The 21,070-nt window shown below is 61.3% G+C and carries 18 protein-coding genes; 5 read left to right on the forward strand and 13 right to left on the reverse strand.

Features of this window, described 5'->3' with window-relative positions:
- Positions 1–7: 7 nt before the first annotated feature.
- A complete protein-coding gene (locus NKJ93_RS10085; protein WP_031193806.1) occupies positions 8–1,060 on the reverse strand; it encodes a substrate-binding domain-containing protein in 1,053 nt (350 codons plus the stop codon).
- A gap of 241 nt (positions 1,061–1,301) precedes the next feature.
- On the opposite strand from NKJ93_RS10085, the gene NKJ93_RS10090 reads away from it, so the two are divergent.
- A complete protein-coding gene (locus NKJ93_RS10090; protein ID WP_352483665.1) occupies positions 1,302–2,102 on the forward strand; it encodes an IclR family transcriptional regulator in 801 nt (266 codons plus the stop codon).
- Between the two features lie 237 nt (positions 2,103–2,339).
- Here NKJ93_RS10090 and NKJ93_RS10095 read toward each other — a convergent pair whose 3' ends face one another.
- The 4 genes from NKJ93_RS10095 to NKJ93_RS10110 all read right to left on the reverse strand — a co-directional run bounded on the left by NKJ93_RS10095 (position 2,340) and on the right by NKJ93_RS10110 (position 9,986).
- Entirely contained in the window at positions 2,340–3,782 is a 1,443-nt protein-coding gene (locus NKJ93_RS10095; protein WP_023718476.1) for a hypothetical protein, read from the reverse strand.
- Positions 3,783–3,791: 9 nt separating this feature from the next.
- Positions 3,792–5,603 (reverse strand): hypothetical protein, encoded by a 1,812-nt coding sequence (locus NKJ93_RS10100; RefSeq protein WP_156948049.1) that lies wholly within the window; start codon positions 5,601–5,603, stop codon positions 3,792–3,794.
- Positions 5,604–5,880: 277 nt separating this feature from the next.
- The gene (locus NKJ93_RS10105; protein WP_023718478.1) at positions 5,881–6,336 is read right to left on the reverse strand and encodes a hypothetical protein; all 456 of its coding nucleotides are present in this window, start codon (positions 6,334–6,336) and stop codon (positions 5,881–5,883) included.
- A 452-nt stretch (positions 6,337–6,788) separates the two neighbouring features.
- The gene (locus tag NKJ93_RS10110; RefSeq protein WP_023718479.1) at positions 6,789–9,986 is read right to left on the reverse strand and encodes an AfsR/SARP family transcriptional regulator; all 3,198 of its coding nucleotides are present in this window, start codon (positions 9,984–9,986) and stop codon (positions 6,789–6,791) included.
- Between the two features lie 102 nt (positions 9,987–10,088).
- Here NKJ93_RS10110 and NKJ93_RS10115 point away from each other — a divergent pair, with 102 nt between their 5' ends.
- The 4 genes from NKJ93_RS10115 (at position 10,089) to NKJ93_RS10130 (ending at position 13,122) form a co-directional block, all read left to right on the forward strand.
- On the forward strand, positions 10,089–10,595 hold the full coding sequence (locus tag NKJ93_RS10115) for a hypothetical protein (protein ID WP_023718480.1): 507 nt from the start codon (positions 10,089–10,091) through the stop codon (positions 10,593–10,595).
- A gap of 140 nt (positions 10,596–10,735) precedes the next feature.
- Positions 10,736–11,068 carry a hypothetical protein gene (locus tag NKJ93_RS10120; RefSeq protein ID WP_352588805.1) on the forward strand — a complete coding sequence of 111 codons (333 nt, stop codon included), beginning with the start codon at positions 10,736–10,738 and terminating at the stop codon, positions 11,066–11,068.
- Positions 11,069–11,532: 464 nt separating this feature from the next.
- Entirely contained in the window at positions 11,533–12,189 is a 657-nt protein-coding gene (locus NKJ93_RS10125; RefSeq protein ID WP_352588808.1) for a hypothetical protein, read from the forward strand.
- A 186-nt stretch (positions 12,190–12,375) separates the two neighbouring features.
- Complete coding sequence (locus NKJ93_RS10130) at positions 12,376–13,122, forward strand: hypothetical protein (RefSeq protein ID WP_352588811.1); 747 nt, start codon at positions 12,376–12,378, stop codon at positions 13,120–13,122.
- Positions 13,123–13,391: 269 nt separating this feature from the next.
- Here NKJ93_RS10130 and NKJ93_RS10135 read toward each other — a convergent pair whose 3' ends face one another.
- The 8 genes from NKJ93_RS10135 to NKJ93_RS10170 are packed head-to-tail and all read right to left on the reverse strand — an operon-like array spanning position 13,392 to position 21,036.
- A complete protein-coding gene (locus tag NKJ93_RS10135; RefSeq protein WP_023718484.1) occupies positions 13,392–14,213 on the reverse strand; it encodes an IclR family transcriptional regulator in 822 nt (273 codons plus the stop codon).
- A gap of 57 nt (positions 14,214–14,270) precedes the next feature.
- A complete protein-coding gene (locus NKJ93_RS10140; protein ID WP_023718485.1) occupies positions 14,271–15,470 on the reverse strand; it encodes an aminotransferase class V-fold PLP-dependent enzyme in 1,200 nt (399 codons plus the stop codon).
- A 28-nt stretch (positions 15,471–15,498) separates the two neighbouring features.
- Positions 15,499–15,990, reverse strand: coding sequence for a RidA family protein (locus NKJ93_RS10145; RefSeq protein ID WP_023718486.1), 492 nt, complete (start codon positions 15,988–15,990; stop codon positions 15,499–15,501).
- Between the two features lie 13 nt (positions 15,991–16,003).
- Positions 16,004–16,996: an ABC transporter ATP-binding protein gene (locus NKJ93_RS10150; protein WP_352483667.1), complete on the reverse strand. Its 993-nt coding sequence runs from the start codon at positions 16,994–16,996 to the stop codon at positions 16,004–16,006.
- On the reverse strand, positions 16,993–18,012 hold the full coding sequence (locus tag NKJ93_RS10155; protein WP_502904380.1) for an ABC transporter ATP-binding protein: 1,020 nt from the start codon (positions 18,010–18,012) through the stop codon (positions 16,993–16,995). The genes NKJ93_RS10150 and NKJ93_RS10155 overlap by 4 nt, the downstream gene beginning before the upstream one ends.
- Positions 18,009–19,232 carry an amidohydrolase/deacetylase family metallohydrolase gene (locus NKJ93_RS10160; RefSeq protein ID WP_023718489.1) on the reverse strand — a complete coding sequence of 408 codons (1,224 nt, stop codon included), beginning with the start codon at positions 19,230–19,232 and terminating at the stop codon, positions 18,009–18,011. Before NKJ93_RS10160 ends, NKJ93_RS10155 begins: the two co-directional genes overlap by 4 nt.
- Positions 19,232–20,095 carry an ABC transporter permease gene (locus NKJ93_RS10165; protein ID WP_023718490.1) on the reverse strand — a complete coding sequence of 288 codons (864 nt, stop codon included), beginning with the start codon at positions 20,093–20,095 and terminating at the stop codon, positions 19,232–19,234. Before NKJ93_RS10165 ends, NKJ93_RS10160 begins: the two co-directional genes overlap by 1 nt.
- On the reverse strand, positions 20,095–21,036 hold the full coding sequence (locus NKJ93_RS10170; RefSeq protein WP_023718491.1) for an ABC transporter permease: 942 nt from the start codon (positions 21,034–21,036) through the stop codon (positions 20,095–20,097). Before NKJ93_RS10170 ends, NKJ93_RS10165 begins: the two co-directional genes overlap by 1 nt.
- Positions 21,037–21,070 lie beyond the last annotated feature (34 nt).

Here is a 21,070-nt window from a genome sequence, read left to right on the forward strand (position 1 = left end):
TTCAGGCTTATTTCTGGGCCAGCAGCTTCTTGAACAGATCCTCATCGAACGGCGAATAGATGTAACCGTCAGCCGGGAAATCCTTAGCCCGGGCGAGATATTCGTCGACGTTGGAATTGTCGATCACCGGCAGCGGGATCTTGACGAAAGCCGGCACATCCTTGCCGTCCAGCGCCTGTACGGCGGTGTAGGTGGCGAAAGCGCCGAGCCAGTTCGGCTGCATCGTCGCCCAGCTCTTCAAGCCCTTTTCCTTCCACAGTTCGAGGAACTGGCGCGCATTCTCGCCGGTGATCGGCACCTGGTCGCGACCCTGCTTGTCGAGCGCGAGCACGGCACCCGCCGACAGAGCGCCGCCGAGCGACAGGATGCCGTCGATTTCGGGATTGGCGAAAAGCAGACTGGTGACCGCTTCCTGGGCGGGCGCGACATTGTAGGGCGTGTTCGTTTCGGCAAGCACTTTCACATCGGGATGAGCCTTAAGCTCGGCATCGGCGCCTTTGCGCCGGTCGTCACTGACCGAAACGCCGGCTGGGCCATTGAGGATCAGAATTTTGCCCTTGCCTCCGATGGCGTCGATCAGGAACTTGGCCGCCTGATCGCCCCACTGTGAGGAATCGGTGTTGACCTTGGCGGTCACCTGGTCGGTGTCGACGAGGCTGTCGAAATTGATGATCGCGATGCCTTTGGCGCAGGCGTCCGCCAGCACGCGCGCCGGCGCGGTCGACGAGCCAGCGATCAGGATGATGGCATCGACATCGGAATCGATCATCGACTGGATCTGCTGAATCTGGACGTTGGCGTCGCCTTGGGCGTCGGTCACGACGAGCTTGTCGACCAAGCCTTGCTTCTTCAAAGTTTCGACTTCGGCTTCGATCGTGCCCTGTGTCTGCTTCATCCAGGTCGGAACTGAATAGATGTTGGCCCAGCCGATCGTATACGGCGCCTTGCGGTCGCCCTTGATGCATTTAGCGGCGGCGTTGGCCTGCGAACCGGCGCCAACGCTGAGGAGAAGACCGAGGCAAAGGGCGCTGGCGGATGCGAAAAACGATGATTTGGTCATGATTGTTCCCTTCTGAGGTTATGCCTGGACGTGCGGGGTCGAGACGAGAAAACCCGCCGGTTGCCGCATCTCGGAAACCGCCCTTTTTCTCGTCAGGACTCTCTGCGCCTGGCTCCTTATTGTCCGATATTCCAGACAAGAGGCCTGTATATCGGACAGATGGGATGCTAGACTGAGCCTTGACATCTTTCAAGCGTCTTGAGACGAGGGCCGAAATGATTTTGCGCGGGGTGCGGCCCACATGAGCGATGGCGTCACTGGTTTGATCGAAAGGGAAGTCCGCGCCGAGCCGCGCAATGGCGAACGGCGCCGCGGGATTGACCGCGTCATCACGCTGCTTGAAGCGCTTCTGCGGCAGCGCGCGCCGATGCGCGTCGGCGATATCGCCAAGATGATCGGCGCGCCGCGTTCGACCACTTATGAGATCGTCAACAGCCTGCTGGAAGCCGAAATGCTCGAGAACGTCGGGACGGAAGGCTATGTCTATTTCGGAAAGGCGATGCATCTGTTCGGCTGGGCCTACTCACATCATAATGCCCATTATCGACGCATCATCGAAACCCTGGACAGACTAGGCGCGGAGACGGGCGAGACCGTCCAACTGTGTGGCCTGCGCGGGAACAAATACGTCGTCCTTGATTGCCGGGACTCGCCCGGCCCGTTCCGGATTTCAAGCGATGTCGGAGTCGAGGTGCCGATCCCGTGGACGGCGTCCGGAAGGCTGCTGCTCGGCCATATGAGCGCGCAGGAAATACAGGACTTCATTCCGCCTGGCGACTACAAGCTTCCCGACGGCCGCGTCATTGCGCCAGCCGAGTTCTTCGGCGATGTGGCTCTGGCGCGCCAGCAAGGTTTCAGCGAGACCGCCGCTCTGGCTGACCGCTTCACCTGGTGCATGGCCGCGCCCATCCGCGATGGCGACGGGGCCATCAACAAGACGCTTTGTTTCGTGTTGCCCGTCGACACGCCGGAAGCCAGGCGCAGCGAATTGCTTGCCCTGCTATGCGAGCGCGCCCGTGGATTGTCGCTGGCGGGAAGCTAGTAAAAATCGGCGCGCGAAGGTTCGGGATAGGCTCCGCTCGTTCAGCCGCAGCAGCGAGGCCGGAACCGGTATTCCGGTGGGTATGGCAAAGGCGGCAGCGCGCTCCCGCGACCACCTTTGCCCACAGTCCGCAGCGTGCCAGCACCGCAGAGTGCACGCGATGATACCGGTGCCTGGGACACCTCGTCCGGCCCGGCCACAACGCACTTACCGTCTTCATTGAGCGTCGTTGATTGCTTAGACAACGGGACGTTCCAATTCCGCCGGATCATCCATCGGCGGGAGCGGCGGCAATGGAAAGCAAAGCTCGCCTATTACCTGAACGCCCACGCCAAGCACACTTATCTGTTCGAGGTCGGACGTGCTGGATGTAGAGCCGGTTGGCGCCTGCATCAGGAAGGGACCCAGAAACGAGACGGCGTTTTGCATCGTCGTGCGGGCTTCGGCGGTCCACGAGCCGCTGAATTCCACGTTACGAACCAGAAGCAGGCCCTGAGGCAGGCAATGCGCATAGGTCTCGTCGGTCGAAGCCTTGATCATGTCGCCGCGCTTCATTCCCGGTACGTACCAATCCTCCTCGTCGACGAGGTCGGGATGCCACCATCTCGTGCCGGCGATCCGCCGGGTGATGGTGAGCATGCAATACTCGAAATGCACATGCAGTTCACTGTCCGAGGTAGTTACCTCCGTTACGACCGGGTTTTTAATGAGATCGTGAAGCTGGATTGTGGCCAATCGGTTCACGAGCGAGGTGTCCAACTGCATTTGCGTGCTGGAAGCATTTGGCTGCTCTCTGGGCGGCGAGACGTGATCTGCCTCGGCTGTGAAGTGTCGCCGGGCAGCGCGAATTCGACTGAATGTTGGCAGGGTAGCGGCCAGCGCCCGGGCGTGGAGCGGCGAAGCGGTGAGGCCACCCAGATGGTTCGCGCTGAACTGGCTCAGATTGACCGCGGTGCTTGCTGCATCCTGGATACCGAGAAACTCGACTGGCTGGGTAGCGTAGTCCGTGAGATGTGGCTGCATGCGCAGCTTTCTGACCGCTTCAACCCTTGGCACAACAGCTAATTCGGCGGCAAATGCCTTGCGCCGTTCGACCGCCTCGGAAACTGCGGTGAGGTTCGACACCACCTCTTTTGTCAACACTCGCATCTTCCATAAGTGGGGATTTGCCTTAATGGCGCCGGGTGTCTCGGTCGTGGTTGCGGTAGTGCGGGATATCCTTTGATCGAAGACATGCCAGGCCGTGCAGCTGGGCTCGGCGAAATCTGTCGGCTCGCAGCTGAATGGCAGCGCATCGGGATTGTCCCCGATATCTTTTCGTGCCTCGGCAACCATCGCGGCGATGCGCGCATAGGAAGGAGCATCAACCGGAACCCCCGGTTGCGCCCATGGGATCATCGCCAAATAGGCAGACTTGGCGGTAAGACTGCCGACAGACGAGGCGGAAACGGAGGAGGCATCGGACCGTTTCAGCCATAGCGGGTAGTCGTACTGGTCTTCCAGCCACTCCGACAGCCGCAGCGGATTGGTCACGCCATTTTGCACGATGCCATCGGCTAGCGCCTGCCCCGGATGAATGGCAAGCGCCAACGACGGGTCATTGTTGGGGTTGTAGGTCGCGATTAACGTGTCCACCACTTGCTGGCCAAGGATCGCGAGCTGATCGCTGTTCGTGCTCACAGGGACACCTCAGCCTTGCGGAGCAGCGGGCGCGTCAGCCGGTATCGCAGGCGCTCCGGCATTGGCGGCTGTCGCAGGGTTGGCCACGACTTCGGCGCTGAGTGCAGGGTCGTCCTTGCGCGGTGCGGCCGGCTGTATCTGGCCTACCCAGCCGACGATCTGCGAACCGAAAAGTTCAAGCGTTCCACCGTGTTCATTGCTGCTGAAGGAAAAACCCTGAGATGCATCGTGCTGGTTGCTGAATGCGCCGCTGCTGTCCGAATTGGAATGTTGGACCGATCCGCCGATACCGCACCAACCAACCTTGCCGCCATAGGAGGTGGAGCTGCTTTCCGTGTGTCCGCTAGCGCTGTCGACGGCGCTCTGGAATGCGCTGCCCATGCTGCCCCAGGAATTAGCGGTAATCTTCACGTTTCGAACAATCAGAAAACCCTTCGGGATCATCGGGAGCAGCTTGGGCACGTCGCCGATCTGACCTTCGATGGTCCCGTCGCTGATCGCATTCTTCTTCTGACCGGCGAGATACCAGCCGTCCATGTGGAAAAGGTCGCCAAGCAGCCATGGCCGTTCGATGCTGGCCATGAACCACTCGAATGTGACAGTTGCCGAAGAACTGCTGTCCTGATGCGACTGCCAGGAGGACTGGTCGGCATTCCAACCGTCGTTGTGGCTGGTCTCGCTGTGCGATGCATTGGCTGAGGCGCCGAAACCCAGAACGCTGTAGCCGACGCTGCCCGATGTTGATGACGACTCGTTGTTGTAGAAACTGTGTCCGAAGCTGTGTTGGCCGCCGCCACCGCTCGCCTGGTACTGTTTCGATGTGGCGGTGATTTTCATCACCCCGAAGTCATGGTTGGTGTGATCCCACCAGGAGACCGGATCGATATACGACCACGGCACCTTGATTGCCACGGCGCCACCGAGACCAACGCTATACTCGTCGTACATCTTGCGGGCCTTGGCAATCAGGGCGGCCGCGGCGCTGCCGCCGACGGACTGAAGGGTTGCAATCGCGTCGTCGATCTGTTGCCCGCCCATATCCTTGAAGTCGTTATAGGCTTGGTCGACGGCGTTCTGGTATCTGGCGCTGGTGACCGGCCATGCCTGTCCCTGGATAGGATCGGACATGGCTTGGGAGTAAGCGAGCGCGAACTCGCTGCGTGCATCTGCCAGCACCTTCTGGTTGTGTCTGTAGGCGGTGTGGCGCGGCGTATAGCCGGTAAAATTGCCGTCGGCATCCATCAGATACAATGTCTTCTGGGCATCGGCGATGCGTTTCTTGATATCGGTCGAGGGCTCAGGGATCGGTTCCGCCTGCATGCCGGCCAGGGCTGTGAAATACTCGATACTGACGGTTCGCTGGGGCCACGACACCGCAACCCCCTTGTTGGTGACCATCAACATGTCGTCAACCCGTTGAGCCGTGTTGAAGGCGCTGCTGATCGCCAATTGCAGCCTGGGATCTGGTGCCGGCATTGCCGCCAGCTGACCGGCCGGCGTCGCGGGCGTTCCGGCAGAAGGGGGAGCGGGTGGTGCTGAGAAAGCGCCCGTGGTGGAAACCGCGCCGTAGGCGCTGCCGCCGGCGGGCGTCCAGGGATTGGCATACATCTTCGGGTCGATCGGCTGGCCGACTGGAAGGTGCATGTAGACTGCCGAGCCAGACGGCGTGCCGTCGGGATTCACAAGCTGGGCCGCAACGGCGGTGTGTATCTGGTTCAGCGCGTCAAGCAGTGCTTGCGTGATGCCGCCGGTGACCTGAAGATCGTTACCAGGCATGAGAACTCTCCTTGTTTGTTGCGGCGTTGGACCATGGATCGTCACGCGGACGGGGAAAGACCAACGTCAGATTGCGGATGTGCAAGGCCCGCGCTCCGTCGATCCGGGAGCCCTGGCCCAAGAGCAAGTTACGTCTCGTTCAGACATCGGCCGAGCAGACAATCACCAGGTCAGGAATGCCCTTGCCGGGCCCAGCCGCCTCCTTGGCTGCCGAGCATCTCCCAGCCGAAGTCTGCGGCTGTGCCTTCCGGGCACGCGTCACTAGGGCGATGGCTTCCCGCGGACCTGTGCCTGTGACAAAACCCGTGAGTGTCTGAGCCGGCTAGGCATCGACAAGGTAATCGTGATACAGCGAGTGGATACTCCGGCCATTGTCGCGGGCCTGCAGAATTCTCTCCCATAGTCCGAGATGAACCTCGCCGGGAGCGCCTTGGTGGACCACTCCGTTGAGGAACCGGATATGCCGGCGAATGTTGTCGTCGAAAGAGAGGCCTGCCGTGCGAATGTCATCATCGCCAAGCCCCTCGTCGAAGCTTCCGCCTTGCAGCTCGTCCCTGACATGACCGGACACCGCTGACAGGAAGACTTCGAAGCTGACGCCTTCCGGCAGCCCGCCTGCGGTCTGCTGGACGTTGTAGAAGTCTCTGCTGATGTAGTCGTCCTGATTGTTCTCGTCGAGAACGTGGTTCATAATCTGCCAGGTCCGGTCGCCAGCTTCGTCGGCCGAACCCTCGAAAAGATTTAATATCCGGTATGCTCTATCCTGCCATGTAGACATGTTTTGATCCTCATCGGGCTGCTTGCATGCGCGGTTTCGCGAGCGGGGTAGCCCCTCGAGGGGCCGGACGAAGCGGTTGTTTGTTTTCGACGGATTGAGTTTCTCTGACCGCAGCTTACGGATGGCTTACAGATCGAAATTTTTTGGATTCATTCGCTCTGGAAGAAACCACACGCAAGTGGATTGCATCGAAAGCCCGGTTCCGCCGGTCTATCACCCGCTCGCAGCGCGAGTAGTCTTGAACGCCGCTGGGGACACGCAGGTACGCTGCCCAAGCGCAGAGTCTATCGCTCCGGTCTCTCAGTGTTTCCGATCCCGGATTGCTGGTTAGACAAAACCGCCCCGCACACGATCGACCTGGGATTGCCCGTGAAGTTATCGGGCCGTGCAAAGAAGAGGTTCGGAGCACGCTGGCAAGACGCAGCTCACGGATGGCTTACGGGTTTGGGCGTTCAAGATCTCAGATACGGACGCACCAGCGTGCGGATCACGTGTGAGGATTTGTATTCCCCGTTCGCTCCAACCGCCCTTTCGTAGCGCGAGAAGTCGTCTACAGCTGCGGCAGGATCACTGCTGGACAGACGTTCCCTGATGAGGGCTTGGTACACTCTTTCCGAATCTGGGTAGTACTCGAGTGCTCTCAGATAGGCTTCTCGCGCCCGGAAACCTTCTCCGGCATTCTCCCAATGTCTTCCGACGTTGATCGCCAGGTCGATATAGCCGTCCCGAACCTTGTCGGCCACCGGTATCGCCCAAGACGGAAGAGAACCCGGTGACAGTGGCGGGCCGGGGAATCTCGCCAGAAGCTGTTCCTTTTCGGGGGCTGTCGTATCCCCTTTCCTGGAAAGACCGCGGTTGAGACGGGCTTCCCAATCAGCAAGGTCGACCCACACCTTATCCGGGGGCAGACTGATCCGCCCCTCCCTCTGGACGATGAAGTCGCCCTTGCCGAGCGTCTTGCGCAGGCGGTGAAGGGCTTGCTCGCACGCCGGTTTGGCTTGATCCCCGTCGAGATCGGGCCAAAGCCAGTCATGAATGCTTTCGAGGGGACAGGTCTGGTCGCGCGCCAGGGCGAGAACCCGCAGGATATCGAGGGCACGCGTCGGCGATTTCGATCCGAGATCGAATTGAGTTCCGTCGAGCTCGATCCTGAAGCCGCCCAGTACAAAGATCTTCAGTGGCCATGGCCATTTAGCAGGCCGTCTCATTGGCGGGACGAGACGCCGCGTCTGAATGACCGAATGGCAGAGATCCGCTTCAATTCCGCGGTCAAGTGCATCCGCCAGCAGTTCGGCGAGGAGATCGGGCAGGTTGAGTAGGATTGCAGACGGGTTGACGGCCCTCAGGGCTGCCATGAACTCCGTCAGTTTCTCTTCATAAGCGGCTCCGCCCCTCCATTTCTCTTCAAAAGCGGCAGCGGCAAGAATGCAAATCTTCACCCGTTCCCGCGGGCCGCCGTCCAGCCGATCGACGACATCTGCCAACAGCGAGGCGGCCTCAGCCGGTCTTCTGTCGGCGAGAAGAACCTGGAATTTGGTGACATAATGCGGCCAGCGCTCGACCATCGGCTCGTTCGCCTCTTCGATCGCGGTCATGAACGTGTCGCAATCCCTGTAGGCTTCGACGAAGCTGCCTTGCCGCGCATGCATGGCGGCTCGGCAATCTGCGACTACGGCCACCTGAGTTGTGAAGCGGCTGTCCGCGATTTCGCCGAGCCTTGTCACGAGATCTGCGAAGCCGGCGAAATCATTGCGCAGCTTGAGCAGCAGCTGGAGATGGTAGAGACCGCTGAACTCGACGCTTTTCAGGGCTTCCCTCTCGCCCATCTCGATTGCCTTGCGAAGGGCGTCTTCGGCCGAGGCATATGGAAACCCGCGCCTCGAGAATGAAAAATACCTGCCGCTGGCGGCGCCGAAAGAGACCAACCACATGCCAAGCACCCAAGGCGTCACCTTCGGGTCGTTCAATTCGGAAGCGACGCTGTCGACCGCCTGTTCGAAGATGTCCTGCCGCCCTGACCAGACCGCATGATCAACAAGGGCTTCACTGGCAAGCAATCTCAGGTCAACCGGAACTTCACCAGTCGGATTCGACAGCTGTTGCAGGAGCTCGTCGGCGATCTTCACTCCTGCCTGTGCGGTCTCTTCGTCGGCCTCGCCGTAGTCAACCGCGCGCAACATGCCGACACCAACCAGCATCCGCTCTCTCGGGACAAGATCGGGTTGCCTCCCGCGAAGGATGGCGGCTGCCCTTCGCGTCCACCCGTCCAGGCCCCCGTGCGTCCGCCAGCTGCTTGTCTTTACGAGCACGGCGCGGATTACGGTCAGCCACTGCCCCCGCAAATCGCCGTCCTTCTCGAACGCCTCCCAAGCCCGTGAGAACCATCGCTCGGCTGCGGCGTCGTCAGGAACGTGAGCGGCCCCGATCCAGTGGAGAAGCCAGCCTTCCAGTTCTTCAGCAGGAAATCTGGTGCCCCATTCGATCAAGGTAGCCCTGCGGCCTTGGGACAGCATCGCCTCGGCGTGCTCGATGACCAACTCGCGGGCAAGCGGCCAGGCTTCTGCTTGGAGAGCCATCGATACGGCAGCGTCGACCAATCCTGCGTCGCGCAGGACCCGAGCTGCCCTTTCGCGCAAACTTGCCTGCTCTTCCGGCGGCAGCCGCGCTTCGAAGAGCCTGGACAGGTAGTCGCGCAGGAGGTCGTGGAACTGGAATCCTCCGCCTCTGAGGCCTGTTCGGGTGACCAACAGCTGCATTTGAAAGAGCCGCTCCAGCACCGGGCCGCCGACTCTGGGTCCGAGCAAGGCGTCGGCAAGACCGGAATTGATTTCGGGAAGCAGATTAAGCTTCAACAGGGTGTTCTGGTCGTCGCCTGGAACGTTCTGCAGGAACAGTCTGCCGACCACCTCCTGGAAATTTCCCTGCCCCAGAGGCATGGCGCTCATCAACTGTGGGGTACTTGATTTCTGGTTGGCGATCATGACCAGGCCGACCGCCCACCCCTTGGCGGCGGCGACCTCGATCCCCTTCTCATGGCCTGGTTCCCTGAGACCGACGAGGCAGCGTGCTTCGTCCTCCGAGAATTCCAGTGCCGTCTGGCCGATGACCGGCAGCTTGCCTGCGAGCGCGAGTTCGGCCACGCCCCCACCAGGCAGTGTACGCGATATGCAGATGCACCGGACCGTGTTGGGCAATTCCCGCAGCAGGACAGCCAGAATTTCGCGGAATTCTGGTGTATCGGCACGGTGAATATCGTCGAGGACGATGACCGTGTCCGGCACCATCTGCGCCAAGTAAGCGCGGAAGAACAGACGCGCGAATGCAGCAGCATCCTCCGCATATTCGGTTCCGAAAACAGGAAGGCTGAGTTCCCGCGCCCCAGGCGACATCGCCAGATAGTAGAACAGCCGGGCGATATCCTGGTCCTCGTCATCGACGCGATACCAGACATGCGGAGCCCGCTTTTCCTGGAGGTAATCGATGACTGCGGTGGTCTTCCCGTATCCGCCAGGGGCAGCAATCCAGCACATGCCGGATTCCAGGCACCTGTCGACCAGTGCAGCAATGCGCGGCCGCCGCGAGATTCCCGCGGGTCTTGGCATTGAAAGTTTTGCTATCGTGCCGCCGTGCACCGCCGCATCCAGATCCACCAGGCTGCACTCTTATAGCAGATGATGGGCCGGGTGCGCGTCATTTCAGCATGTAAGCCAAACGTAAGCGCGGCTCGGTCACTGTCGGCATCGTTCCAACTCATGGAGGAAACCATGCCGACCGCAACCGTTCAAACCATCTATTGTGTCCAGCCCGCCACCGGAACCGACTTCGCGGCCAACCAGGCGCTAGTCGACGCCATCATGGGCCTGACGCCGCAATTCATCCAGAACGACTTCGCCGGCAGCCTGCTGCAAGGGATCAAGTCACTGCCAAGCGTTCTTGGAGCGATCGACGCCATACGGGCCGATCCGGACAACCTGTTCATCACCACCGGGACTGAAGGCAATGTCGATGACGCTGTCTGGCCCTCTCCCGGAGCCACCAGGGAAGTCAATGCGGACCAGTCGTTCGAACCTGGCCTCGTGCTGCCGTTCGAGTATAGCCAGAATCTCTCTCTTTGGGATGAAGACGGCCCTCTTAATGGCAACGATCCACTCGGCTCCGTCACCATGGACAAGGAAGAACAAGGCATGGGTCCAATCGCCAAGATCGCCCGCTCAGCGATTGAGGGTTCGGCCTACTACGTCATTTACCGGATTGACTGACCGCGCGACAGGCATCGGGTGATGTCCACGGTCGCCGACAACACCTCAGCGAGCAGAAAGCAGCGGGCCGTGACCACCCCGTAAGCCATTCGTAAGCTCGGGCAGGTGAGCATTCCGTCTCGCAACAAGTTGATGGAGCAATGACCATGCGTCCCTACTCACTGAACATAACCCGCATCAAATGTCATTCGACGAACGATTATACAGGTTCTGACGACCTTGTTGGAGTGATGGGTCCTGTTCGCTTCCCGATTGGATCCTTCACTCCGGGAAACGACTACAATCTCGACATCAAACAGATCGTTCCAGCCGGTGAATTCTACCTTAATATTATCGAGACCGACCTTTCAGGCGATGACGAGATAGGGATGATCGACCTGTCCGCGATCATGGATTTCCAAACCGTGAAAAACGTGCAGGGCGCGGATGCCAGTTACGACATCACCATCCTCGTCCAATCCGTATCAGACTAGCTCTAGCATGCGCGATCCGCACTCGAAGCAGGATCGCGCCTGCTCCGCCTTGGATGTCTGGTGCCTCCGGCGAGGGTGGCCTCTCCGCGCCAGGAACTGCTCCGAACTCAAGCTCGGCGAGCGATCCGGTTCCGATCGAGCTTCTTGACATGCATGGATCGGTTCCGGTCGGACCGTTCTTTGAAGACCTTGCAGAGAAGGTCATGGACATCAAAGACGTCTGGGAGCTGTTCCCGGGGCGGAGCGCCCGGCCCTGTAATTTTGGTTCCGAAACGGGAACTCGACAGATGGCTTGGGGTAGCGCCTCCCGACGACGCTTGAGCCTTCCTGCTAGGAATGTGGGGAGGACGCCGCCAACTAGCCCCTTAGACTGCACTCTGGCGGCCAGATAGAATCATGCAGATTATACTCTGCTGAACTGGTTTATTTAAGAGTAATGCCAATAGGCCCATCAGGAGATTGAAATGCTTACTCAAGTAACCGTACCTTACTCTCCCGGCTACGACTATGGAAAAGGTGTCGATCTTGCGACGGGTAGTCCGATGGGTCATGTCGTCGATGGCGCATTTTCCGGCGTCGACGATGCAATGGGGTCCATATCTTCATTCGACATACGCCGTATTCACACCACCGCCGAACTCGAAAAGTCGCTGAGCATCAATGTCGAAGCGAGCGGCGGGTGCGGGTGCTTCTCCGCGTCCGGAAGGTTTGACTTCGCCCAAAGTTCCAAGATCCAGAGCAGTTCCCTGTTCCTGCTCATCTCCGCCAAAGTAACGCTGCCCTTTCACGGCATCGACGAACCAAAGCTGAGCGGCTCGGCGGCGGCGATATCGAGCAATCCCGAGCTCTTCCAATCACGCTACGGGAACATGTTCGTGAACGGGGTAGGACGCGGCGGGATGTTCCTGGCCGTCCTGCAGATGGATACAGCCAGTTCCGAGGAGGCCCAAGCCGTTTCGATGGAGTTGTCGGGGTCCTACGGGCTGTTTTCTGCCGACGCCAAGATGAAAATGGAGAGCATGCAGAGGCATTTCCATGAAGACGTGCGCACGACCGTCTACCACGAAGGCGGCCCGATCAATCTGATCATGGGGGACGTAACGGATCCCAGCCAGATGTAGGGGCTTCTCCAGCAATGGCTGAACGCATTCCAGACCGATCCGAACGCCAATGCCGTTCCTTATTTCGTCACCCTAGCTCCAATCTCCATCGCAGATGGACCGATCCCGCCGAACGCAGCGCAGGTCCGGCAAGCCCAGGATGTTCTGGTTGAGTGCGCGAAGGAGCGCAGCAGCCGGCTAGACCAGATGAACCTGATGGACTTCATTACGCTCAATCCAGGCAAGTTCACCTTCACGGCACCGACAACCCTGCAGATGGTTCAGGAGGCATTCCGTGGTTTCCAAGTCGATATAGACATCATCGCGCAAGCCGCCGCCGCGGCGATCAACGATCCTAAAACAGCGTGCCTGCCGGTTGATTTCGCCGCGAAGCAGACGCCGGCCCGGCGTTTCCCGCAAGGGCTGACGCCCGATCCATTTCCGGAAGGCGCGAAGGGGCTGAAAAGCGTTTATGCAGACAAGGGAAAAATGATGGTCAGCCGCGACGCGTTGTTGAGCGGGATGCGAGAACTAGAGCCAGACGGCCCCGCCAAGACCGGGTTTGATATTGGCGTCGCGATGCCCGGAGCAGACACGCTATGGGGCCCGGGAAAGCAGCTTTTCATGGATGGCCTTGATGCTGACGAGCGCGTTGGCTGCGAGGATTCAGCGTTCTTCATTGTCGCCCGGAATGCGCAACTCGGCCTCGCGACCGTCGGCGCGAAGATCGCGGAGAAGACCTCGACGGATGCCTTTAAGGCTGCCCGCACTGCAGAGCCGCCCGGCATGTACACTCTGGGCTTCGACATCGCCTCGGGCCTCTTCGGCGACGCGAGGCTCGGCGCGCGCGGCCACACCGCACGGGGCCCCGGATCCCTGGGGATCAGGGCAGCCCTCGACCCGAGAGGTCAGCGCGGCTTTGATGCAGCGATGACGCTGTACTCGGTTGTCTGACGACGGGAGCGTCTGATCAACAGGCCAGAGAGCACATTCTCGTTTCACTGCTCAAGCCTGTCAGGCACCGAAAACCACCAGATCGGCCAGCTTGAAGATGCGAGCGCAGGCTTGATTGGAACGGCTGGAGACTCGGCGCCCGTCGGTTCAATGCGTCAAATTTTCGTCTGGACGGGCTGCTGAGCCCAATGGGATCATTTCTGGTTCGGTGAGCGGGATGTGCAGAAACGCACCATCCCGTGATTTTGCCAACTCGCGCCGGGCGTTCGTTATGGCCGGTCGGTTCGCCAACCGAGCCGCGACTCGATGCGGCGCGCACTGATCTTGACCATCGTAATCAAATCCGGGTTCTTTTGCTTCAGCTTCACATCCGGGACGACGATCGAGATCGTGGCACGGCAGGCTCCTTGGTTGTCACGGATGGGAGCCGCAATGCAGGCAACTGAAAAGTCAGATTCACCAGCCTGGATCGACAGGCCCTGCTCCAGTGCTGTGGCGGCCGCCCGAGCGAGCACATCCTCGTCCGTCTCGGCGCGTCCGGTCGGAGATGCGATCGCGGATCGAGCGAAAATGGCGCGGCGTTCGGCTTCCGGCAAATGGCCGACGAGCAGCCGACCCGACGCGGTCCAGTTCAGCGGCGTCCGGGTCCCGACGCGAGATGTAACCTGGAAATGATCTTTGCCCTCTTCCATCGCAAGCACGACCATATGGTCACCGTCACGGCCGCATAGCTGGATCGTCTCTTTCGAACTCTGAGCCAGTTCGTGCATCTCCTGCGTTGCCACGTTGAGCAGGTCCAATGTGCGAGCGTAGGTCAGGCCGTACTGATAGAGCCGCGGACCCAGCCAGAGCAGGCCGCCGTCCTTGCGGTCCAGCAGTTCCTTTTCGACCAGATCGTCGACGATGACGTAGATCGTCGACAGGGGGGCGCCGATGTCGTGCGCAATCTCATATGCAGTTGCTGGCCGCCCCTGCTTTTGCAGATAGTCGAGTATCTGCAGCGCACGGTCGATACCGCTGGTGCGCGAGCGGCGGGGTTCCCGCGGGTCTTCGGCGGGGTTCAGGTGCAGGTCGGGCGCTATCGTGGGCATGGCATTCTCGGTTTTGCGGGCACTGTAAGGCAGCCGGGGCATTTACCACAGCCAGCCTCAATCCGGCCAGTTGAGGATCGCAGCCTCGCGGGCCATGAGACGCTCGTTCCATGGTGTGGCGATGATCGCATTCGACTTGCGCGCGCCATCAAGCTCCTCGGCAAGCCGTGCCGCCACAATGAATTCTTCGTCGGGATGCAAATTGCATGGATCGAGGAAGAAATAGCCGTGCTCGACTTCATGATCGCGGACGACCACCGGCGGATTGCCAGCTGCCAGCCGGTCGGCCAGATCCCAGGCTGTAATGCGCGATTCGGCGGCATTCACCCACACCTTCAAGCGATCGAGCGGATTGCTGGTCGGGTCGGGTACGATAGCGGCGGTGACGCCAGGCCGCCCCTCGAGTGCTTGCGCCCAGCAGTCGAGCGCTCGGCGTTCGCGAGCGCGAATACCCTCATGGTCACGCGTTTTCCAGGCCTGGAGAGCAGCGAGCGCACCGACGATGCCTTCCTTGCCGACCTTCATGCCGCGCCCGATGCCCCGGTTCTGCAAGTAGACGTCGCGCACCCGCGCCTTCGTGCCTGCGACGATACCGGATGTCGGGCCGCCCAGGAATTTGTGACCCGAATACAGCACCAGATCGGCTCCGCTGGCGAGAAAGCCCGCCAGATCGTATTCGGACGCTGCGTCGACGATGACCGGGACCCCGCGTGCACGGGCGGTTTCGACGAACATCTTCAGCGGGATTTGCCCATACTCGACGACATGGTGCGACACGACGTAGATTGCTGCAGCAGTGCGCTCGGTGATAGCGCCTGAGAGCTGATACGCCGAGGCGCTGGTCGCCTGACCGACCGGCACGACCTTGGCGCCGGCGAGACGGATCGCCTGTTCGATCGGTGCGCCGTAGCTGACCATGTGGCCGGACTGGATGACGATCTCGTCTTTCAGTCCAGCGGTATCCGGCAGCCGTTCGATCGCGGCAAGGTCCGGGCCCGTCATGCTGGCCGCCACGGCCAGGCTGATTGCCGCGGAACAGGAGGCGGTGATGAAACCGGCCTCCGCGCCCGTCAATTCGGCGATCACGGCGCTGGCCTTGCGATGCAGATCGGCCATTTCGACAAACTCGGTGAGAATGCCGGACACAGCCTCGACAGCCGTGGGAACGACAATGGAGGCGCCGAGCGAGGTCATCGTGCCTGAGACGTTGATGACGGGCCTGAGGCCCAACTGGCTGCGGATATCTTCGACAGGCATGGTCTTGTGCTCCGACTATTCGATGCGACTAATCAACGGCGATGACGGCTTCAATTTCGACGCTGATCCCTCCCGGCAGTGATCCGTGACCGACCGCAGAGCGGGCATGGGTGCCGCGCTCGCCGAAAACGTCAATGAGCAGGTCCGAGCAGCCGTTGATCACTGCGGGGTGATCGGCGAAATCCGGCGTGGCGTTTACCATGCCGAACAGCTTTACCACACGTCGCACGCGGCACAGATCGCCGAGCGCTGCGTGCATGACGGCAATGAGGTTGACACCGGTCAGCCGCGCATGGGCATAGGCCTGATCCACGGTCACGTCGGCACCGACCTTGCCCGTATAGACCCGGCCGTCGGCCTCACTCGGCCCCTGGCCGGACAGGAACAGCAGCTTGCCCTCCTGCACGTGTGTGACAAAATTGGCGATCGGCGGCGGCGCCTCGGGCAGCGTTATTCCAAGCGCCAAAAGCCGGTCGTAGGGCGTGCTTTCCGGTCGCTTCATGAGCTCGGAAAAAGTCATACACAAACTCCAATCAGATCGTTTTTTGGTTGTGCCGGATGCAGGCCACGTGATGCCCGCCGCCGATATCGTCGACGGGCGGAATGATCCCGGCGCAGGCAGCAATTGCGTCCGGACAGCGGGTGCGGAAGACGCAGCCGGAAGGCGGGTCAATCGGGCTTGGAATGTCACCACGCAAGGCGACGTGAGTGCGTCGGCGGGTCGGGTCGGGCACGGGTGCTGTCGCCAGCAATGCCTTGGTGTATGGGTGCCGCGGCGCGGCGTAGAGAAGACGGCTCGGACCACGCTCCATGACGCGGCCGAGATACATCACCACCACTTCGTCGCAAAGGTATTCGACCACCGAGAGGTCATGCGCGATGAACAGCAGCGTCAGGCCGAGCCGCTTTTGCAACTCACCGAGCAAGTTGAGCACCTGCGCCTGCACCGACACGTCAAGCGCCGAGACCGGCTCGTCGGCGACGACGAATTCCGGCTCGACGGCGAGCGCGCGTGCAATGCCGATGCGCTGGCGCTGGCCGCCGGAGAATTCGTGCGGGTAGCGCGTGGCGTGATCAGGCGACAGGCCGACCAGGGTCAGCAGTTCGGCGACCCTGTCGGCACGTCGCTTGCCTCGCGGAAAGCCGCGCGCGTCGAGTGCCTCGCCGATGATGGCGGCGATGCGCATGCGCGGGTTGAGGCTGGAGAATGGATCCTGGAACACGATCTGCAGCTTTTGCCGATAGCCGCGCATTTCACGTGCGGACAGCGAAAACAGATCGACGCCGTCGAACAGCGCTTTGCCTCTGGTCGGCTCCACCAGCCTGAGGATGGCGCGCCCGGCGGTGGTCTTGCCGGAGCCGGACTCGCCGACCAGCCCGACCGTCGAGCCGCGTCCGACATCGAAGCTGACATCCTCGACAGCATGAACGATGCGGCCATTGCGGGCGGGAAAGTGCTTTGTCAGACCCTGCACGCTGAGCAATGGCGCAGTCGCCGCACGACTTGGTATCACCCCGGCGCTCACAGCTCTGCACTCCTGATGCAACGGGAAGCGCCGTGCAGTCCTGCCGGCATCAATGGCGGCGGTGCCGCGCGACAGGGCGCAATGGCGAAGTCACAGCGCGGCTCGAAGGCGCAACCCGGCGGCAATGCGGTGATCGGCGGCACGCTGCCGGGAATGGAATAGAGCGCCCGGCGCTTGCCGTCGTCACCCATGTCGCGCGCGGCATTGGGCGTGCAGGCCAGCAGCCCTCTCGTGTAGGGATGGCGCTGGTGCGCAAACAGGTGGTTGACCGGTGCCTGCTCGACGACACGGCCGCCGTACATGACGACGACATCATGGGCGATCTCGGCGACGACACCGAGATTGTGGGTGATGAAAAGGATCGACATGCCCATCTCGACCTGCAGGCGACGCAAGAGATCGAGGATCTGCGCCTGGATGGTGACGTCGAGGGCCGTAGTCGGCTCGTCGGCGATCAGCAGCGACGGACTGCAGGCGAGTGCCATGGCGATCATGACGCGCTGGCGCATGCCGCCGGACATCTGGTGCGGATAGTCGTCGAGCCGCGAGACGGCGTCCGGAATCTCGACATGCTTCAGCATGGCGAGCGCACGGCTGCGCGCTTGCTCCCGGGTCACCGGCTCGTGCAGCGCGATCATTTCGCCGATCTGATCGCCGACCGTTAAGAGCGGGTTGAGGCTGGTCATCGGCTCTTGGAAAATCATCGCGATTTCCCGACCGCGGACCTTGCGGAATTCCTTCTGGGTAAATCCGGCGAGGTCGTGGACACGCTCCTGCCGATCGCGGAACAATATCTGGCCGCCGGCGATCCTTCCGGGCCGTGACAGCAGGCCCATGATCGACAGGCTGGTCACCGACTTGCCGGAACCGGATTCTCCGACCACGGCCAGAGTCTTGCCGTGCTTCAGGTCGAAGGTGACGCCATCGACCGCCTTGGCGGTAAGACGGCGGGTCTGAAACCAGGTCCGCAAGTCCCGAACCGACAGGATGACGTCGCTGGCGATCGCGCCGCTCATGATTTCCACCCGCAATGCGGACAGACGTGCACACTGCCCGCAGAACCTTCCGGCGGCAGGTGGCGGTGGGCAATGATCGCCTCGGCACCGAGGATAGCGTGGCGAGGCTCGAACAGCCGGTGCAGCGTACTTGTCGCCCCTTGCGAATCCTTCACGGTGAGCTCGGCGTCGGCGAGGTCGAACAAAGTGAATTCTGCCGGCCTGCCCTTTTCCAGCAGTCCGTCGGCGGGCAACCGGATGGCGCGGCGCGGCGCCGTCGTCGAGGCCGTCACCACATCGTCGAATGCCATGCCGAGCGACAACAGCTTCGACATGGTGGTTGCCATATCCCACACCGCGCCGTCGAGCGAGCGGTTGTGCAGATCGGTCGAGATCGTCTTCGGCGGCAGACCGCGCTCGAGCGCCGCCTTGGCGACATCGAAGGAGAACGAGGCGCCGCCGTGGCCGACATCAAGCACAATGCCGCGCTGCGCCGCATCCTCGGCGAGCCGATAAAGATCGTCGTCCTCGATGATCGAGCCGCCGGCCTTGCCATTGAAGCAATGAGTGACGATGTCGCCTTCGCTCAGCAGGCCGAGAACATCGTCATAGAGTGGCGGCGGCTCACCAACGTGCACCATCAGCGGCAGCTTGAGGATGCGGCTGAGCTTCTTCGCCAGCCGGACCGGCGTCAGGTCCCAGCCGCCGGTAATGACGTGGCTGGCACGCACCTTCAGTCCGACGATGACGTCGCGGTTGGCCTCGACGGTTGCAATGGTGCGGTCGATGTCGATCGAGCGCATGTCGGTCAGCTCGCTGACACGGTTGCAGGCGACGAGACCGATCGAACCTATGTTCAGGAACGCGTATATATTCTCTCGCGCCGGCTCTATAATGAACTCGCGAAAGCCGTGGAAATTGGCTTCGCCGGCTGAGCCGGCATCGACCATCGTGGTGACGCCTCGGGCGGCGCCACATTGCTGCGGCCGCAGCGAAATGTCGGTGCCGCCGTACCAGACATGCACGTGAAGATCGGTCCAGCCGGGCGACAGGAACGCGCCATTGGCGTCAAGCATCGTCACATCCTCGCCGGCGGCAATGGTCGAACCGGTTTCGGCGATACGGCCATCCTTGCCGATCAGCACGTCGATCGTCTGGCCAAACTCGCCGCCGAAGCCGACTGGTTTTGCGCCCCGGATCAACAGCGGCCTTTCGGTTTGGGAAGAGCGATTGCTGAACATCAGATGTCCTTTGCGAGACGAGGGTCGAGAAGATCGCGCAAGCCGTCGCCGACGAGCTGCAGCGACAGCACGGTGATGACGATGGCGCCGCCCGGAAACATCATGATCCAGCCGGCCTGATCCATGTATTGACGGCCGGTGGCGATCATTGTGCCCCAGGTCGGGATGTCGGGCGATATGCCAACGCCGAGGAAGGACAGACCGGCCTCGGCCAGGATGGCGTTGGCGAAGATGAAGGTTGCCTGCACCAGCAATGGAGAGGTGACGTTGCGCAGTACGTGCCGCACCAGGATAATCGGCGTCGGCACGCCGAGTGCGCGGGCCGCCTCGACATAGGGCAGTTCGCGAATGACCAGCGTCGAGGCGCGCACGACGCGTGCGAGCCGCGGCGCATAAACCACGCCGAGGGCGACCACGACATTGACGGCGGTGGCGCCAAGTGCCGCCACGAGTGCAATTGCGAGCAATATGTCGGGAAAAGCCATCATGGCGTCGATCAACCGCGACACCGGCGCGTCGAGCCTTCTGAAGAAGCCGGAAGTCAGTCCCAAAACGACACCGATGATCGAGGCGAAGATCACGACAGCAAAGCCGACCGCCAGCGAAGTGCGCGCGGCGTAGAGCGTGCGGGTAAAGATATCGCGCCCGAGATCGTCGGTGCCGAACAGGTGGTCGAGGCTCGGCGGATGCAGCCGACTGGCAATGGAGAGCTTAGTCGGTGCGTAGGGGGCGATGACCGGCGCGAGGATCGCGGCGAGCACGATGGCGATCAGTACGGCGATGCCCACCGCCGCCGTCGGCCGCGTCATCAGCCGCGAAAGCATATTTGGCTCCGCCTGGAGCGGCACCGAGATAGCGGCCATCAGTAGCGAACCCTCGGATCGACAGCCAGATAGAGCATGTCGATGGCGAAATTGACCAGGACGTACAGCCCGGCAATGACCAGCAGCGCGCCTTGGATAACCGGATAGTCGCGCCGTAACACCGCCGAGACGACCAAGCTGCCGACGCCGGGCAGGCCGAACACCGTCTCGGTCACCACCGCACCGGAAATGAGCAGTGCCGCGGTCAGGCCGATGACGGTGAGGATGGGGATCAAGGCATTTCTGAAGGCATGCTTCAGCACCACACGCCATTCGCTCATGCCTTTGGATCGGGCGGTCCGCACATAGTCGTCATTGAGCACGTCGAGCATCGAGGCACGCGTGAAGCGGGTGATCAGTGCCGAGCTTATGAGACCGAGCGCCAGCGCCGGCAGCACCAGATGGTCAAGCCGGTCGGCAAACGAAGCTCCCGGCCCGCCATAGCCAGATGTGTCGAACCAGCCGAGCTTCACGGCGAAGAACTGAATGAACACAAGGCCGAGCCAGAAGCTCGGCACGCTGGCTGCGAACATGGCAATGGTGGTTGCTGCCTGGTCGAAGATAGAGCCGCGCTTATAGGCCGACAGGATTCCGACCGGCAGCGCGATGAGCGTTGCGATTACCAGGGAGAAGACGGTGAGAAAAAACGTCGGTTCGGCGCGTTGGGCGAGCGCGGTCGTGACCGGCTCGCCGAGGAAGATCGACTGGCCGAAGTCGCCTTGGACGACATCGAGAACGTAGCGCCCGAACTGTTCGAGGATGGAACCGTCGAGCCCGAGCTTGGACCGCAGCGCGGTTATATCGGCGGCGGTGGCGTCTGGACCCAGCATAACTGCCGCCGGATCGCCGGGCGTCACCCGTACGATGACGAACACGATGGTGACGACCAGCGCCATGACGACGATCATGCCGAGAAGTCTGTTGAGGATTGAGTGCAGCATCGGCGTTATAGCATCCCTGAGCAACCATCGAACG

The sequence above is a fragment of the Mesorhizobium sp. M0028 genome, from assembly GCF_040323855.1.
Classification (GTDB): domain Bacteria; phylum Pseudomonadota; class Alphaproteobacteria; order Rhizobiales; family Rhizobiaceae; genus Mesorhizobium.

What these genes read in the sequence shown, in the direction of transcription:
- NKJ93_RS10140 (WP_023718485.1), bottom strand. Translation starts at nt 15,470, where the DNA reads ATGCCTGTCGAAGATATCCGCAGCCAGTTGGGCCTCAGGCCCGTCATC.
- NKJ93_RS10115 (WP_023718480.1), top strand. Translation starts at nt 10,089, where the DNA reads ATGGAGGAAACCATGCCGACCGCAACCGTTCAAACCATCTATTGTGTC.
- NKJ93_RS10160 (WP_023718489.1), bottom strand. Translation starts at nt 19,232, where the DNA reads ATGTTCAGCAATCGCTCTTCCCAAACCGAAAGGCCGCTGTTGATCCGG.
- NKJ93_RS10085 (WP_031193806.1), bottom strand. Translation starts at nt 1,060, where the DNA reads ATGACCAAATCATCGTTTTTCGCATCCGCCAGCGCCCTTTGCCTCGGT.
- NKJ93_RS10120 (WP_352588805.1), top strand. Translation starts at nt 10,736, where the DNA reads ATGACCATGCGTCCCTACTCACTGAACATAACCCGCATCAAATGTCAT.
- NKJ93_RS10105 (WP_023718478.1), bottom strand. Translation starts at nt 6,336, where the DNA reads ATGTCTACATGGCAGGATAGAGCATACCGGATATTAAATCTTTTCGAG.
- NKJ93_RS10165 (WP_023718490.1), bottom strand. Translation starts at nt 20,095, where the DNA reads ATGGCCGCTATCTCGGTGCCGCTCCAGGCGGAGCCAAATATGCTTTCG.
- NKJ93_RS10135 (WP_023718484.1), bottom strand. Translation starts at nt 14,213, where the DNA reads ATGCCCACGATAGCGCCCGACCTGCACCTGAACCCCGCCGAAGACCCG.
- NKJ93_RS10090 (WP_352483665.1), top strand. Translation starts at nt 1,302, where the DNA reads ATGAGCGATGGCGTCACTGGTTTGATCGAAAGGGAAGTCCGCGCCGAG.
- NKJ93_RS10170 (WP_023718491.1), bottom strand. Translation starts at nt 21,036, where the DNA reads ATGCTGCACTCAATCCTCAACAGACTTCTCGGCATGATCGTCGTCATG.
- NKJ93_RS10130 (WP_352588811.1), top strand. Translation starts at nt 12,376, where the DNA reads ATGAACCTGATGGACTTCATTACGCTCAATCCAGGCAAGTTCACCTTC.
- NKJ93_RS10145 (WP_023718486.1), bottom strand. Translation starts at nt 15,990, where the DNA reads ATGACTTTTTCCGAGCTCATGAAGCGACCGGAAAGCACGCCCTACGAC.
- NKJ93_RS10125 (WP_352588808.1), top strand. Translation starts at nt 11,533, where the DNA reads ATGCTTACTCAAGTAACCGTACCTTACTCTCCCGGCTACGACTATGGA.
- NKJ93_RS10155 (WP_502904380.1), bottom strand. Translation starts at nt 18,012, where the DNA reads ATGAGCGGCGCGATCGCCAGCGACGTCATCCTGTCGGTTCGGGACTTG.